Source organism: Amycolatopsis sp. NPDC101161 (genome assembly GCF_044768185.1).
Classification (GTDB): domain Bacteria; phylum Actinomycetota; class Actinomycetes; order Mycobacteriales; family Pseudonocardiaceae; genus Amycolatopsis.
In genome coordinates, this window is sequence record NZ_JBIWPI010000002.1 from 326,334 (window position 1) to 339,616 (window position 13,283).

Sequence of the window (13,283 nt, forward strand, 5' to 3'; positions counted from 1 at the left end):
CGGAGGAGGCTAGTCAGGGCGTCGCCACGCGCTGCTGCTCCGCCAAGAAGTGCGCCGTCCCCGCCGTGGCGTCGTACAACGCCCGGTAGTGCCGGTAGAACTCCTCGTACCGCGCCGGGTTCGCCGGGTCCGGCGTCACCGTCGCGGCGATCGGGTTGCCCCGCGCCGGTTCCAGCCCCACCGCCTCCGCCGCGAGGAGCGCGTCACCCAGGCAGGCCCCGATCGTCTCGGCCGGGATCTGCTGCGGCAGCCCGGTCACGTCCGAGACGATCCGCGTCCACAACCCGCCCTTCGTCCCGCCGCCGACCGCCACCAGCCGGCCCGCCGCGCCGCCCGCGGCCGCCATCGCCTCCAGGTTGTGCCGCACCCCGTACGCGATCCCCTCCAAGGCCGCGCGGTAGATCTCGGCGCGGCCGTGCGACGTCGTGAGCCCCGCCAGCACGCCGCGCGCGTCCGGGTCGAACAACGGCGTCCGCTCGCCCGCGAAGTACGGCAGCATCAGCAACCCGCGGCTCCCCGCCGGCACCGAAGCCGCCTCCGCCACCAGGTCCGCGTACGAGCCGCCGACGAGTTCGCGCAGCCAGCCGGTCACCGCGCCGGACGTCGCCATGCCCGCCGCTAGCGTGAAACTGCCCGGCGTCACCCCGCGCGTGCCCCACAGGCCGGGGTGCGGGCGCGGTTCGGTGAGCACCTGGACAAGGAACATCGTCGTCCCGTACATCACCATGACGTCGCCCGGCTCGCGGACCCCGACGCTCGCCGCCTCGGCCCACGCGTCGACCGTCCCCGCCGTCACCGGCAGCCCCGCGGGCAACCCCGTCAGCGCGGCCGCGGCGGCGGTGACCTCCCCCGCGACCTCCGTCGGCCACAGCAGTTCCGGCAGCGCCACGCCCGGCGCGACGCGCTCCGCCCAGTCTTCGGCCCACTTGCCGGCCACCAGGTCGTACATCGGCGTGCACTGGCTCGCCGAGTGGTGGTCCAGGACGTACCGGCCGGTCAGCCGGTGCACCAGGAAGGAACTGGCCATCAGCAGCTTGCGGGTGCGCGCGTAGACGTCCGGCTCGTGCCGGGCCAGCCAGCGCACCTTCGGCCCGACCGCCTGGCTCGTCAGCGGCGAACCGCCGCGCGCGAGGATTTCGGACGCGCCCAGCTCGGAGTTCAGCTCCGCGATCTCCGCGCCCGCCCGGGTGTCGACGCCGTAGAGGATCGCCGGCCGCAACGGCTCGCCCGCCGCCGAAGCCGGGAGCAGGCACGGCCCGATGCCGCTGACCCCGAGCCCAGCGAGCGCCCGTCCGCCGGCGGCGCGCAGCAGGTCGGCGACGATCTCCGTGAAGTCGGCCCACCACACCGTTTCGGCGTCGTGCTCGAACCAGCCGGGACGCGGCGTCGAGACGGCGTGCTCGCGGACCGACCGGGCGAGCACCGCGCCGCCGGGGTCCACCAGCACCCCCTTCGAGCTCGCCGTGCCGATGTCCACCCCGAGCAGCAGTCCCGTCATCCGCCCCTCCACGGACTCACCCTGCGGGAAATCGATTACCACCACGCTATGGTGTGCCCAGAGCACTGTCAACGAGACGAGCGAGGACGCGCGTGGCGACGATCTCCGACGTGGCGGCGCTGGCCGGCGTCTCGACCGCGACCGTGTCCAGGGCGCTCAACGGGAAGTCCACTGTGGACCCGGTGCTGGCCGAGCGCGTGGCCCGGGCCGTCGAAGAGCTCGGCTACACGCCGAACGGCCTCGCCCGCAGCCTGCGCCGCCGCGAGACCGCGGTGCTGGCGCTGATCATCTCCGACGTCGAAAACCCGTTCTTCACGGCGATCGCGCGCGGCGTCGAGGACGCGGCGCAGGCGGCCGGCTACTCGGTGATGCTGTGCAACTCCGACGAGAACACGGCCAAGGAACGCCGGTACGTCGAGGTCGCGGCGCAGGAGCGGCTCGCGGGCGTGATCATCTCTCCGACGACCGGCGACAGCGACGTCCGGCCGCTGACCGCGCACCGGACGCCGATCGTGACGGTCGACCGGCGCCTCGACTCGGCGGACTGCGACGCCGTGCTCCTCGATTCCCGCGCCGCGGCCCGGGAAGCCGTGGCCCACCTGGCGGAGAACGGCTACGAGCGGATCGGCTGCATCGCCGGCCCGCCGGGGGTCACCACGGCGGACGACCGGCTCGACGGTTACCGCGACGGACTCCGTGCCGCGGGCCGGAAGTACTCCGCGAAACTGGTTCGCCGCTGCGAATTCCGCGAAACCGGCGGCCGCGAAGCCGCGACCCGGCTGCTGACCCGGCCCGACCCGCCGGACGCGCTCCTGGTGTCCAGCAGCACGATGTCCGTCGGCGTGCTGCAGGCGCTCGCGGAACTCGGCCGGCGGGCCGGGCGCGACGTCGGGATCGTGTCGTTCGACGACGCGCCGTGGGCGACGCTGATCTCGCCCGCGCTCACGGTCGTCGCCCAGCCGGCCCACGCGATGGGCCAGCTGGCCGCGCGGCTCCTGCTCGACCGCATCGGCGACGGTTCCCGCGCGACGACCACCACGACGATGGCCGCGCAGCTCATCGTCCGGGGCAGTTCCGCCCGTTAGTCCGCCCGAAGTGACGCTTGACACACCCCGGCATCGCCCCTAGCGTCGAGTAATCGATTACTCCCATCTTCCGCCGACGCGAGGGGTGTCATGGAAGAGCCGGGTACCCCGCTGGTCGCGCTGAGCGGCGTCAGCAAGGCCTACGGCGGGACACTCGCCTGCGACGACGTCGACTTCACCGTGCGCCGCGGCGAAGTCCACGCGCTGCTCGGCGAAAACGGCGCCGGCAAGTCGACGCTCGTGCGCATCCTGTCCGGCGACATCACCGGGTACCGCGGCACGATCGAGGTCGACGGCGAGCCCGTCGTGTTCGGCGGTCCGGCCGACGCGCAGCGCCGCGGCATCGCGCTGATCCCCCAGGAGCTCGACCTCGTTCCCGGGCTTTCCGTGGCCGCCAACATCTTCCTCGGCCGCGAGCCGCACACGAGTTTCGGCACCCTCGCTCGGCAGCGCATGCACCGCGAGACGCGCGAACTGCTGGCCCGCACCGGGATCGCGCTCGACCCGAAGCGCGTGGTCGGCGAGCTGCGCACCGGCGAACAGCAGCTGGTCGCCATCGCCAAGGCCCTCGCGCTCGACGCGCGCGTGCTGGTGATGGACGAGCCGACCTCCGCGCTCACCGGTGCCGAGGTGGAGCGGATGGTCAAGGTGATCGACGAGCTGCGCGACGCGGGCGCCGGCATCGTCTACATCTCCCACCGGCTCGAGGAGATCGGCCGGCTCGCCGACCGCGCGACCGTCCTGCGCAACGGCCGCGTCGCCGCCGCGTTCACCGCCCGCGACCTGACCGTCGAGCGGGTCACCGAGGCGATGATCGGCCGCCCGGTCCAAGCGTTTTTCCGCGTCAAGCACGGCGAAACCGGCGACGAGCTGCTGCGCCTCGACGACTTCGCGCTGCGCCCGCGGCGGCACCGGGCCGGCCGCCGGGAGCCGGCCGGGATCACGCTGACCGTCCGCGCCGGCGAGATCGTCGGCCTCGGAGGGCTGCTCGGCTCGGGGCGCACCGAGCTGCTGGAGACGCTGTTCGGGGCCGGCACCCCTGGCCGCTGGCACGGCCGCGTTTCCCTCGGTGGCCGGGAAATCCGCCCGAGGAGCCCGCGGCACGCCGTCCGCCTCGGGCTGGCGCTGGTACCCGAGGACCGCCGGATCGCCGGCCTCGCGCTCCCCCATTCCGTCCGCGCCAACACCGCACTGTCCGTTGTGGACGGACTGGCGACGACCGGGTTCCTCACCCGGCGGCGCGAGAACGACACCGTCGCGAAGGTCCTCGGCGACTTGAAGGTCAAGGGGGCGCTCGCCGACCCGGTCGGCACGCTCTCCGGCGGCAACCAGCAGAAAGTCGTGCTGGGCCGCGCGTTGCTCACCGAGCCGAAGCTGCTCCTGCTCGACGAGCCGACCCGCGGCGTCGACGTCGGCGCGAAGGCCGAGATCTACCAGCTGCTGGCCGCCGCGGCCGCCCGCGGCATCGGCGTCCTGCTCGCGTCCTCCGAACCCGCCGAACTGGTCGGGCTGTGCGACCGGGTCGTCGTCCTGCACGACGGCCGCGGCGCCGCCGAACTGGACACGCACGCCGCCGGCGAAGCCGAACTGCTCGCCGCCGCGATGGGGGAAACGCGATGACCACAACCGAGTTCCTGCCGCGGCGCGACGTCGTGGCCGCGCTGTTCCGCTTCCAGAGCCTCTTCGGCCTGGTCCTGGTGCTCGCCGCGGCGATCGTGTTCTCGCCGAGCCACGACGGCGACCTCGTGTTCTTGAGCGGCGAGAACCTCTTCAACGTCGTCCGCGCGATCGCCGAGATCGGCATCATCGCCGTCGGCATGACGTTCGTGATCCTCATCGGCGGGATCGACCTGTCGGTCGGCGCGGTGCTCGGGCTGGCCGCCGTCGGCTCGGCCGTGCTGCTGGTGGACGACGGCTTCGGCGTGCTTCCGGCCGTGCTGGTCGTGCTCGCCGCCGGGCTCGTTTTCGGCCTGCTTCAAGGAGTTGCGTCGGCGGTGTTCGGCATCCAGGCGTTCATCGTCACCCTCGCCGGGCTGCAGGTCGCGCGCGGGCTCGCGCGGATCTGGTCGGGCGGCCAGGGCGTCGCGATCGCGTACGGCGACGGCCCCGGCGAGGCGCCCGTCGCCTTTTCGCTGCTCGGCGAGCGGACTTTCAACGGCCTGGTGCCGATCCCCGCGGTGATCTTCGCCGTGGTCGCCGTCGCGGCCATCGTCTTCCTGCGCACCAGCGCGTTCGCCCGGCACGTCTACGCGATCGGCGGCAACGAGAAGGCCGCGCGCCTCTCCGGCGTCGCCGTCACCCGGGTCAAGGTGCTGGTCTACGGCCTGAGCGGGCTGCTCGCCGCGCTCGCCGGGATCATCCACGCCGGCCAGCTGAACCAGGGCAGCCCCAACGACGGCAGCGGCTACGAGCTGGACGCGATCGCCGCGGTCGTGATCGGCGGCACGGCGCTGTCGGGCGGCCGCGGCTCGGTGTCGGGCACCGTCGCCGGCGCGTTGCTGCTGGGCGTGCTCAACAACGTCCTGGCGCTCAACAGCGTCGATCCCAACGTGCAACTCCTGATCAAGGGCCTGGTCATCGTGGCCGCCGCGGGTCTGCAGCGGCTGCGTCCGACACCGTAGAGGGGAAGAAAGAGATGTCCGGCAAGCACTTCGCGCTACCCGCGCTCGTCCTGCTCCTGGCCGCCTGCGGCACCACGCACGAGAACTCCGGCCAGGGCGCGACGACCTCCGCCGCGGCCTGCAAGGGCGCCGCGGGGAAGTACGCGATCGGCGTCAGCCAGGCCAACCTCAACGAGCCCTACCGCAAGCAGATGGACGACGACATCGCCCGCGCGGCTCGCGAGGTTCCGCAGTTCACCGTCAATTTCGCCGACGCGCAGCAGGACAACTCCAAGCAGGTGGCCGACGTCGAGAACTTCCTGACCCAGCGCATCGACCTGCTGATCATCAGCCCCAACGAGGCCACGCCGCTGACGGCCGTCGTCAAGAAGGCCTACGACAAGGGCATCCCGGTGCTGGTGCTGGACCGCAAGGTCGACGGCGACGCGTACACGCAGTGGATCGGTGCCGACAACGTCGACATCGGCCGGCAGGCCGGGCAGTACCTGGCCGACCGGATCCTGCCCCAGGGCGGGAAGATCGCCGAGATCCGCGGGCTCGCCGGGTCCACCCCGGCCAAGGAGCGCCAGGACGGCTTCGCGAAGGGCATCGAGGGCCGCGGCATCGACATCGTGACCACTGTGGACGGTGACTGGCTGCGCGAGAAGGGCCAGCAGCAGGCGGACGCGGTCTTCAAGGCGCACCCGGAGATCCAGGCCGTCTACGCCCAGAACGACCCGATGGCCGAAGGCGCCTACCTCGCCGCGAAGGCCGCGGGACTGGACAAGAAGGTCAAGTTCATCGGCATCGACGGCTTGCCCATCCCGTCCGGCGGCATCAAGGCGGTGGAAGCGGGCCGCCTGGCGGCGACGTTCGTCTACCCGACGGGCGGTCGTGAGGCGGTGGCGTCGGCGAAGAGCATCCTCGTCGACTGCGCGAAGCCGGCGAAGACGCAGATGCTGCCGACGCAGCTCGTCACGCAGGCGAACGCGGCCGAGGTCTACGCGCGGGGCAACGGCTGACGTCGGTCCTTGACTTCAACCTTGCTCGAACTTCTACCGTCGCCACCATGACCACTGCCCCGCCCATCCCCCGCAGCGTCTGGATCGCCTCCGGCGTCATGGCGCTCGGCGGCTTCCTGGGCAACATGGACGGTTCGATCGTCGCGGTCGGGCTGGAGTCGATGAGGCTGCGCCTGGGGGTCAGCCTCATCGAAATCCAGTGGGTCGCGACGGCCTTCCTGCTCGGCCTCTCCGCCGCCCTGCCGCTGACCCCGTGGCTGGTCAAGAAACTCGGCGCCGGAAGACTCTGGCTCTGGGCCCTGGCGGCGTTCCTGCTCACGTCGATCGCGTGCGCCCTCGCCCCGGACGCCAGCACGCTGATCGCCGTCCGCGCGCTGCAAGGCATGGCCACCGGCGTCATGGTCACCGCCGGGCAGACGGTCATCGGCCTCGCCGTCGGCCCGGAACGGCTCGGCCGCACCATGGGCACGCTCGGCCTGGTCGTCGGGCTGGCACCGGTCGTCGGCCCGAGCGTCGGCGGCCTCCTGCTCGCCCACTTCTCCTGGCCGGTCCTGTTCTGGCTCAACCTGCCCATCGGCCTGCTCGCGTTCGGCCTGGCGCTGCGGTACGTCCCGCGCGGCGACCGCGGCCAGCCGCCGCCGGTGGACTGGCCCGGCCTCGCCCTGATCACCCTCGGCCTGCCGCTGCTCGTCTACACGCTCACCGAGCGGAACGCGCTGTTCGCGGCCGTCGGCGCCCTCGCGCTCGCGGTGTTCGTCTGGCGCTCGCTGCGCGTGCGGCACCCGGTGCTGGACCTGCGGCTGGCCGCCCGGCCCGTGATGGGCTCGGCGCTGGCGTCCGTTCTGCTCGCCGGCGCCGGGATGTTCGGCGCGGTCCTGGTGCTGCCGCTGTGGTTCCAGGTCCGGCTCGGCGCCGGACCCGCCGAGGCCGGCGTCCTGCTCGCCCCGATGGGCCTGGCCACGACCGCGTTCGTGCTCGTCGCCGGCCGGCTGACCGACCGCTACGGCGGCGGCACCGTCTCGCTCACCGGGTCGGTGGTGGTGCTGGCGGCCACCGTCCCGCTACCGTGGCTCGGCCCGGACGCGCCGACGTGGCTGATCCAGGCGCTGCTCGTGGTCCGCGGCGCGGGACTCGGGCTGTCGATCATGCCCGCGTCGACGGCGGCGTACGCGTCGGTCGCCGCCGGCGAGCTCGGGCACGCGACGGCGTTGGTGAACATCGTCATGCGCGTGGGCGGCGCGGCCGGGGGCGCGTTGTGCGTGATCGTGCTGTCCCAAGGCCTCGCCGTCGATCCGGCGACCGGGTTCGGGTGGGCCTTCGGCGTCCTGGGTGGCGTCTGCGCGCTCGGCACCGGCGCGACGGCTTGGCTCCGGCACGCCGAGCGTTCGTCCACAGTGGACACCACGGCCTGATCCACCAGGGAACCTGGCGCGAACCCCGGTTTGGTGATTTCCTGGAGCCGAACAACCACTGTCGGTAAGGGGAAGGGCTGACATGGCGGGGGTAGCGAAGCTGCTGACGGCGGCGGCAGTACTGGGGAGCCTGCTGGCGGCGACGCCGGCTTCGGCGGCCACCGGGGCGATCGACTGGAAACCGTGCCCCGACGCGCCCGGCGTGGACTGCGGCACGGTGACCGTGCCGATCGACTGGGCCCACCCGGATCGGGGCACCGCGAACATCGCGCTCGCGCGGCGCAAGGCCACGGACCCGCAGGCGCGCATCGGGTCGATCCTGATGGACCCGGGCGGCCCCGGCGGTCCGGGCGCGGGCCAGGTCGAAGCGGGCTGGTCGCTCTCGCCGGAGGTCACCAAGCGGTTCGACACCGTGGGCTTCGACCCGCGCGGCGTCGGCGAGAGCACGCAGATCAAGTGCGGGCTCGACGAGATCATCGCCGACCACCCGGAAGTCCCGCGCAACCAGGCCGAGTTCGAGCAGCTCGCGGCGTACAACCGGAAGCTCGGGGAGAGCTGTGACAAGCTTTCCGGGCCGCTGGGTCAGTTCGGGGACACCAAGAGCGTCGCGCGCGACATGGACGCGATCCGCGCCGCGCTCGGCGACGAAAAGCTGACGTACTACGGGGTTTCCTACGGCACGCTGATGGGCCAGCAGTACGCCGAGCTGTTCCCGGACAAGGTCCGCGCGCTCGTGCTCGACAGCAACATGGACCACTCGCAGTACACGGCGTTCGAGTTCCTGAACAGCGAAACGCAGTCGGTGCAAGCGGAGTTCGGCGAGTTCGCCGCCTGGTGCGACCGGACGCCGAGCTGCGCGCTGCACGGCCGGGACGTCTCGAAGCTGACCCGCGCCCTGCAGGACAAGGCCGCGCGCGGGGAGCTGAAGGACCCGCAGAGCGGCGAGGTCGTCACGCCGCTTGCGCTGGCGGGGATGTTCCAAGGTTCCTTCTACGGCCCGAGCTGGGACCGGCTGGCGGCGGTCCTCAGGTCGCTGGCGGACGGCACGCCGCCGCCCGCGTCGGCGCGGCTGAAGGACGACCTCCCGGTCAACAACGTGTTCCAAAGCGTGTTCTGCGACGACTGGAAGCTGCCGGTGCACAACTACGCCGAGCTCGAGGCGTACCGCCGGACGGCCGCGGCGCTCGCGCCGGACGTCAAGGTCAACTCGCTGGGCTGGACCGCGGTCACCGGCTGCATCGGCTGGCCGAACAGGACCAGCAACCCGCAGCACCCGCTGCAGATCCACGGCGCGCCGCCGCTGCTGATGCTGAGCAGCAAGTTCGACCCCGCGACGCCGTACGCGTGGTCGCAGGCCGCGGCCCGGCAGAGCGGCAGCACGCTGCTCACCTACGACGGCTGGGGCCACGGCGCGTACTCCAAGAACAGCCGGTGCGTGATCAAGGCGACCGACGACTACCTGATCACCGGCAAGCTCCCGGCGCGCGGCACGCACTGCGCCGCCGTCGAGCCGGGATCGGCCGAAGCCCGGATGGACGGGCCGAAGGCGCCGGCGACGATCGGCTTCTGACGCTTCCGTCGCGTGGCCGGAACGAGGACAATCGTTCAGGCCACGCGACGGTGCGGGGAAGGGAGCCGAGGATGCTTCGTCGATTCTTCGTCATGGCCGCGGCGGTCATCGCGGCGAGCGCGCTCCTGACGGCGCCGGCGCAAGCGACGTCCCGCCACGGCGGGTACCTCGCGCTCGGCGACTCCGTCGCGTTCGGCTACCGGCCCAACGCGGGCGCGGACTACCTGAACGCGGCCAACTTCAGCGGCTACGCGGAGAAATACGCGGCCCTGCGCGGGCTGCGGCTGGCGAACGCGTCCTGTCCGGGTGAGACGACGGGGAGCCTGCTGGTGGTCACCGCACCGAGCAACGGCTGCGAAAACGGCTACCGCTTGGCGTACCCGCTGCACGTTTCGTACGCGGGCGCCCAGATCGACTACGCCGTGCAGTACCTGCGGACGCACCGCGACACCCGGCTCGTGACGCTGACGATCGGCGCGAACGACATGTTCCTGTGCCAGAACACGACGCCGGACCACTGCACGGGCCCGGACTTCCAGGCCGCCCTGAACCAGGTGAGCCGCAACCTCGCGGCCATCCTCTCCGCGGTGCGTGCCCAGTATCGCGGCGACGTCGTGCTGGTGTCGTACTACTCGCTCGACTACCGCGATCCGACGCAGGTGGCGCAGGTGAAGGCGCTCGACGCGGCGCTGATCCAGGTGACCCGCCGCTACCACGGCAAGGTCGCGGACGGCTTCACGGCGTTCCTCTTGGCATCCCTGCGCACGGGCGGCGACCCGTGCGCGGCGGGCCTGCTGGTCAAGCTCCCGACGGGCGGCTGCGACGTCCACCCGAGCGCGGCCGGCCACCGCGCACTGGCCGCGGCGCTGGCGTTCGCGCGCTGAGTCAGACGGTCCGCACCTCGACCCCGGCGGCTTCGAAGGCCCGAACCGCCTCGGGGTCGGCGTCGGTATCGGTGACGAGGGCGTGCACCTGCGTGGTTTCACAGATCCGGGCAAAGGCCCGCCGGCCGAGCTTCGACCCATCCGCGACGGCGACCACGCGTTCGGCGCGTTCCACCATGAGCCGGTTGATGCTGGCCTCGCCTTCGTGGTGGGCGAACGCGCCGGCGTCGGCGTCGAAGGCGTCGACGCCGAGGAACAGCAGATCGATGGTGAGCTCGCTGAGCACCCGCGTGGCAAGAGGCCCGCTGAGCTCGAACGACTGCGGCCGCGCGACACCCCCGGTGACGACGATCTTGACGTTCGGCCGCACGGCGAGCTCGTGCGCGATGTTGAGGGCGTTGGTGACGACGGTGAGGCCAGGAGCATCCCCGCGTCCACTGAGATCGGCCCGCATAGCCAGAGCGCGAGCGACACCCGCGGTGGTGGTCCCGCCGTTGAGCCCGACCACCATGCCTTTGGTGACTTCCGCGGCCGCCGCGGTACTGATCCGCTGCTTTTCCGGGACGTGACGGGCGGTTTTGTACCGCAGGGGAAGGTCGTAGGCGAGGTCGTTCGCGACGGCGCCGCCGCGGGTGCGGGTGAGCAGCTGTTGTTCGGCGAGGTGGTCGAGGTCCCGCCGGATCGTGGCGGCGGAGACGTCCAGTTCGGCTGCGACGTCTTCGACGTCGATCTTTTCTCGCTGGCCCAGCATGTCCAGAAGGGTGGTGAGTCTTTCGTGCCGGGCCATCCGGTGCTCCCTGGTTTTGGCTTTCGCGCAGTCTCGTGCTCTGTTCGCGGCTGTTTCGAGCAGTATGCTGCATTGGCGGTGACTCCTGCACGCTGCCAGGCACGAAAAAGGCCACCCTCGCCAGAAGGGTGGCCCACAAAGAAATGAGTCGCGTCGGCACCAGAGCGGCGAACCTACCGCGCCTTGCGCCGCCAAAGGCCGGTGACCACCGCCAATGCCCGGGAACGCGGCGTGCGCGCCACGATCGGCTCCGGGCCCACCCGGCGGCGCATCCGGTACGCCAGCTCCAGTACTTCCAGGTCCTCGGGCCGGCGTCTGCCGTGGACGTCCGGGCGGAGCATCAGCTCTCCCACCGTCACCGGCTTGCCACTGGCACGGTGCGCCGTGCGCGCCATCGGTAACCTCCACTGATCGGGACCTGATGGCTGGTGATTCTATGAATCGGATTCGGGTTCGTCACCTTACTGGCCAGTTGTGTCCAGCGTGTCACCCCGCGCGTTAGCCTCGAATGCGTGATCACCACTGGGGCCCTCACCGCGGAAGACCGTCCGGCCTGGGAAAACCTGTTCGCCGGCTACAACACGTTCTACGGCAGGACGCTCGATCCGGAACTGGTGGACCGCGCCTGGCGCGAGTTCGAGACCGGCGAGCGCATGCACGCGCTCGGCGCGCGGCTCGACGGCGAACTCGTCGGCATCGTGCACTTCTTCACGCACCCGAGCACGACCTCCGCCGACGTCTGCTACCTGCAGGACCTGTTCACCGACAGCAAAGCCCGCGGCCGGGGCGTCGGCCGGACGCTGATCGAAGCCGTCGCCGGCTGGGCGCGCGCGCAAGGCTGCGTGCGCGTCTACTGGCACACGCAGACGTCGAACACGACCGCGCGCCGGCTCTACGACCAGGTCGCCCTCGACAAGGGCTTCATGCAGTACCAAATCCCGCTCTGAGCTCACCGGCGGTGGTGGCCGCAGCCGTCGTGCCGGCCGTGGGACGGCGGCTGCTGCGCCCACTCGCGCCACCACGCCGAGAAGTCCGGGATTTCGTGCCGCACCGGCGCCGCCTTCTTGCCCTGAGCCGGAGACGGCGAAGACAGGACCGGCACCTTCAAAAGCTTCTGCGGCTTCACCTTGCCGACGATCTTGACCGCCTTCGCGAGATTTCCGCGATGAGCCGCCGTCGTTCCGGAATTCGAAACCGGCTGCGCCACAATCGGGGCGACTTCGTCGGGTTCACCGACGGCCGGAACGGATTTCGGAGCCGGTGCGGCGGGCGGCACGACGACGTCCGCGGGGAACGGCACCAGCGCGGCGGCCGGCGGTTCCAGCCCGGCCGGCGGCCAGACCGCTCCCGTGCCGCGCTCGGCCGGCATCGACACCGCCGTCGCGACGCCGCCGGTCAGCGCCAGCGCGCCGGCGACCACGGAGAACACCCGCAACCGGGCCAGCGAGCGCAAGGCCTGGGATTTCTCGCGATGCCGCGAAGGCTCGCGGTGTCGACCGTCCGCCGCGGACCGGACCAGCAACTCGGCGACCGTGACCGCGTCGCCGCGCGGAGCCCTGCGTGCCATCAAACCCTCCACCTGGGCCGACCGGACGCGGGCAACTGCGTCCGGACGGCCGATCATAGGAATGGTTCAGGCCTCTGTAAAGGCTCAATCACCCAGCGTTCCTAAGCGAGCCGGCCGCCGCCGTCCACGTGCAGCACCGTGCCGGTCATGAACGGATTCGCCAGCACCTGCAGGGTCGCCGCCGCGACATCCGCCGGCTGCCCCACCCGGCGCGCCGGATTCGCCTCCGCGGTCCGGCGCAGGAATTCGTCCTTCCCGTCGCCGAGGCGGTCCCAGGCGCCGGAGTCGACGATGCCCGGGGAGACGGCGTTGACCCGGATCGGCGCGAGCTCGACCGCGAGCGCTTCGGCGAGGAACGCGACCGCGCCGTTCGTCGTGGCCATCACGACCCGTCCGGGCGCCGGGCGCCACGCCGCGACGCCGGAGAACAACGCGATCGCGCCGCCGTCCCGGAACCTCGGCGCGAACTGCTTGGCCAGCAGCAGCGGCCCGATCACCTTGGCGTCGAAGGCCCGGGTGACCGCGTCGCGCGAAAGCGCCGAGACGGGCCCGTTCGCCGGCGCCGCCGCGAGCGTGACGAGGTAATCGAGTTCGCCGACCTCTTCGGCAAGCGCTTTCAGCGACGATTCGTCCCCGAGATCCGCGAATGCGGCGCGAATACCGGGAACGTCGATCCGCGCCGGTTCCCGGCCGGCCAAGACGACTTCCGCGCCCGCCGCGTGCGCGTCCACCGCGATCCGGCGCGCGATCCCCGAACCGCCTCCGACGACGACCAGGCGCTTTCCTTCGAACGACATTTCCGTGCTCCTTCCGTTTCGCACACCAGGAGTCAGCGCGGGCCGGCGCCGTATTCATCCC

Annotated in this window: 13 protein-coding genes; 8 read left to right on the top strand and 5 right to left on the bottom strand. The window is 71.8% G+C overall.

Annotated elements, in window-relative coordinates; all coding sequences use genetic code 11:
• Positions 1-13: 13 nt before the first annotated feature.
• A complete protein-coding gene (locus ACIRSS_RS12530) occupies positions 14-1,498 on the bottom strand; it encodes an FGGY-family carbohydrate kinase (RefSeq protein WP_400893997.1) in 1,485 nt (494 codons plus the stop codon).
• A gap of 92 nt (positions 1,499-1,590) precedes the next feature.
• Here ACIRSS_RS12530 and ACIRSS_RS12535 point away from each other — a divergent pair, with 92 nt between their 5' ends.
• From ACIRSS_RS12535 to ACIRSS_RS12565, 7 genes are all read left to right on the top strand, one after another.
• A complete protein-coding gene (locus ACIRSS_RS12535) occupies positions 1,591-2,583 on the top strand; it encodes a LacI family DNA-binding transcriptional regulator (protein ID WP_400893999.1) in 993 nt (330 codons plus the stop codon).
• A gap of 90 nt (positions 2,584-2,673) precedes the next feature.
• Complete coding sequence (locus ACIRSS_RS12540; RefSeq protein WP_400894001.1) at positions 2,674-4,203, top strand: sugar ABC transporter ATP-binding protein; 1,530 nt, start codon at positions 2,674-2,676, stop codon at positions 4,201-4,203.
• The gene (locus ACIRSS_RS12545; RefSeq protein ID WP_400894003.1) at positions 4,200-5,204 is read left to right on the top strand and encodes an ABC transporter permease; all 1,005 of its coding nucleotides are present in this window, start codon (positions 4,200-4,202) and stop codon (positions 5,202-5,204) included. The genes ACIRSS_RS12540 and ACIRSS_RS12545 overlap by 4 nt, the downstream gene beginning before the upstream one ends.
• A 14-nt stretch (positions 5,205-5,218) precedes the next feature.
• Positions 5,219-6,205: a substrate-binding domain-containing protein gene (locus ACIRSS_RS12550; protein ID WP_400894005.1), complete on the top strand. Its 987-nt coding sequence runs from the start codon at positions 5,219-5,221 to the stop codon at positions 6,203-6,205.
• Positions 6,206-6,252: 47 nt separating this feature from the next.
• A complete protein-coding gene (locus tag ACIRSS_RS12555; protein ID WP_400894007.1) occupies positions 6,253-7,617 on the top strand; it encodes an MDR family MFS transporter in 1,365 nt (454 codons plus the stop codon).
• 82 nt (positions 7,618-7,699) lie between these two features.
• Positions 7,700-9,187, top strand: coding sequence for an alpha/beta hydrolase (locus tag ACIRSS_RS12560; protein ID WP_400894009.1), 1,488 nt, complete (start codon positions 7,700-7,702; stop codon positions 9,185-9,187).
• Between the two features lie 71 nt (positions 9,188-9,258).
• Positions 9,259-10,071 carry an SGNH/GDSL hydrolase family protein gene (locus ACIRSS_RS12565; RefSeq protein WP_400894011.1) on the top strand — a complete coding sequence of 271 codons (813 nt, stop codon included), beginning with the start codon at positions 9,259-9,261 and terminating at the stop codon, positions 10,069-10,071.
• Between the two features lies 1 nt (position 10,072).
• On the opposite strand, the gene ACIRSS_RS12570 is transcribed toward ACIRSS_RS12565, so the two are convergent.
• Together ACIRSS_RS12570 and ACIRSS_RS12575 are read right to left on the bottom strand one after the other, a co-directional pair.
• A complete protein-coding gene (locus tag ACIRSS_RS12570; RefSeq protein WP_400894012.1) occupies positions 10,073-10,858 on the bottom strand; it encodes a DeoR/GlpR family DNA-binding transcription regulator in 786 nt (261 codons plus the stop codon).
• A 173-nt stretch (positions 10,859-11,031) separates the two neighbouring features.
• Positions 11,032-11,253: a hypothetical protein gene (locus tag ACIRSS_RS12575; RefSeq protein ID WP_400894014.1), complete on the bottom strand. Its 222-nt coding sequence runs from the start codon at positions 11,251-11,253 to the stop codon at positions 11,032-11,034.
• A 117-nt stretch (positions 11,254-11,370) separates the two neighbouring features.
• Between ACIRSS_RS12575 and ACIRSS_RS12580 the strand changes: the two genes are divergently transcribed.
• Positions 11,371-11,805, top strand: coding sequence for a GNAT family N-acetyltransferase (locus ACIRSS_RS12580; protein WP_400894016.1), 435 nt, complete (start codon positions 11,371-11,373; stop codon positions 11,803-11,805).
• A gap of 2 nt (positions 11,806-11,807) precedes the next feature.
• Here the strand turns inward: ACIRSS_RS12580 and ACIRSS_RS12585 are convergent, their stop codons facing one another.
• Positions 11,808-12,425 carry a hypothetical protein gene (locus tag ACIRSS_RS12585; RefSeq protein WP_400894017.1) on the bottom strand — a complete coding sequence of 206 codons (618 nt, stop codon included), beginning with the start codon at positions 12,423-12,425 and terminating at the stop codon, positions 11,808-11,810.
• Between the two features lie 101 nt (positions 12,426-12,526).
• Positions 12,527-13,222, bottom strand: coding sequence for an SDR family oxidoreductase (locus ACIRSS_RS12590; protein ID WP_400894018.1), 696 nt, complete (start codon positions 13,220-13,222; stop codon positions 12,527-12,529).
• Positions 13,223-13,283 lie beyond the last annotated feature (61 nt).

What these genes read in the sequence shown, in the direction of transcription:
- ACIRSS_RS12585 (WP_400894017.1), bottom strand. Translation starts at nt 12,425, where the DNA reads ATGGCACGCAGGGCTCCGCGCGGCGACGCGGTCACGGTCGCCGAGTTG.
- ACIRSS_RS12550 (WP_400894005.1), top strand. Translation starts at nt 5,219, where the DNA reads ATGTCCGGCAAGCACTTCGCGCTACCCGCGCTCGTCCTGCTCCTGGCC.
- ACIRSS_RS12570 (WP_400894012.1), bottom strand. Translation starts at nt 10,858, where the DNA reads ATGGCCCGGCACGAAAGACTCACCACCCTTCTGGACATGCTGGGCCAG.
- ACIRSS_RS12545 (WP_400894003.1), top strand. Translation starts at nt 4,200, where the DNA reads ATGACCACAACCGAGTTCCTGCCGCGGCGCGACGTCGTGGCCGCGCTG.
- ACIRSS_RS12540 (WP_400894001.1), top strand. Translation starts at nt 2,674, where the DNA reads ATGGAAGAGCCGGGTACCCCGCTGGTCGCGCTGAGCGGCGTCAGCAAG.
- ACIRSS_RS12530 (WP_400893997.1), bottom strand. Translation starts at nt 1,498, where the DNA reads ATGACGGGACTGCTGCTCGGGGTGGACATCGGCACGGCGAGCTCGAAG.
- ACIRSS_RS12560 (WP_400894009.1), top strand. Translation starts at nt 7,700, where the DNA reads ATGGCGGGGGTAGCGAAGCTGCTGACGGCGGCGGCAGTACTGGGGAGC.
- ACIRSS_RS12575 (WP_400894014.1), bottom strand. Translation starts at nt 11,253, where the DNA reads ATGGCGCGCACGGCGCACCGTGCCAGTGGCAAGCCGGTGACGGTGGGA.
- ACIRSS_RS12555 (WP_400894007.1), top strand. Translation starts at nt 6,253, where the DNA reads ATGACCACTGCCCCGCCCATCCCCCGCAGCGTCTGGATCGCCTCCGGC.
- ACIRSS_RS12565 (WP_400894011.1), top strand. Translation starts at nt 9,259, where the DNA reads ATGCTTCGTCGATTCTTCGTCATGGCCGCGGCGGTCATCGCGGCGAGC.
- ACIRSS_RS12590 (WP_400894018.1), bottom strand. Translation starts at nt 13,222, where the DNA reads ATGTCGTTCGAAGGAAAGCGCCTGGTCGTCGTCGGAGGCGGTTCGGGG.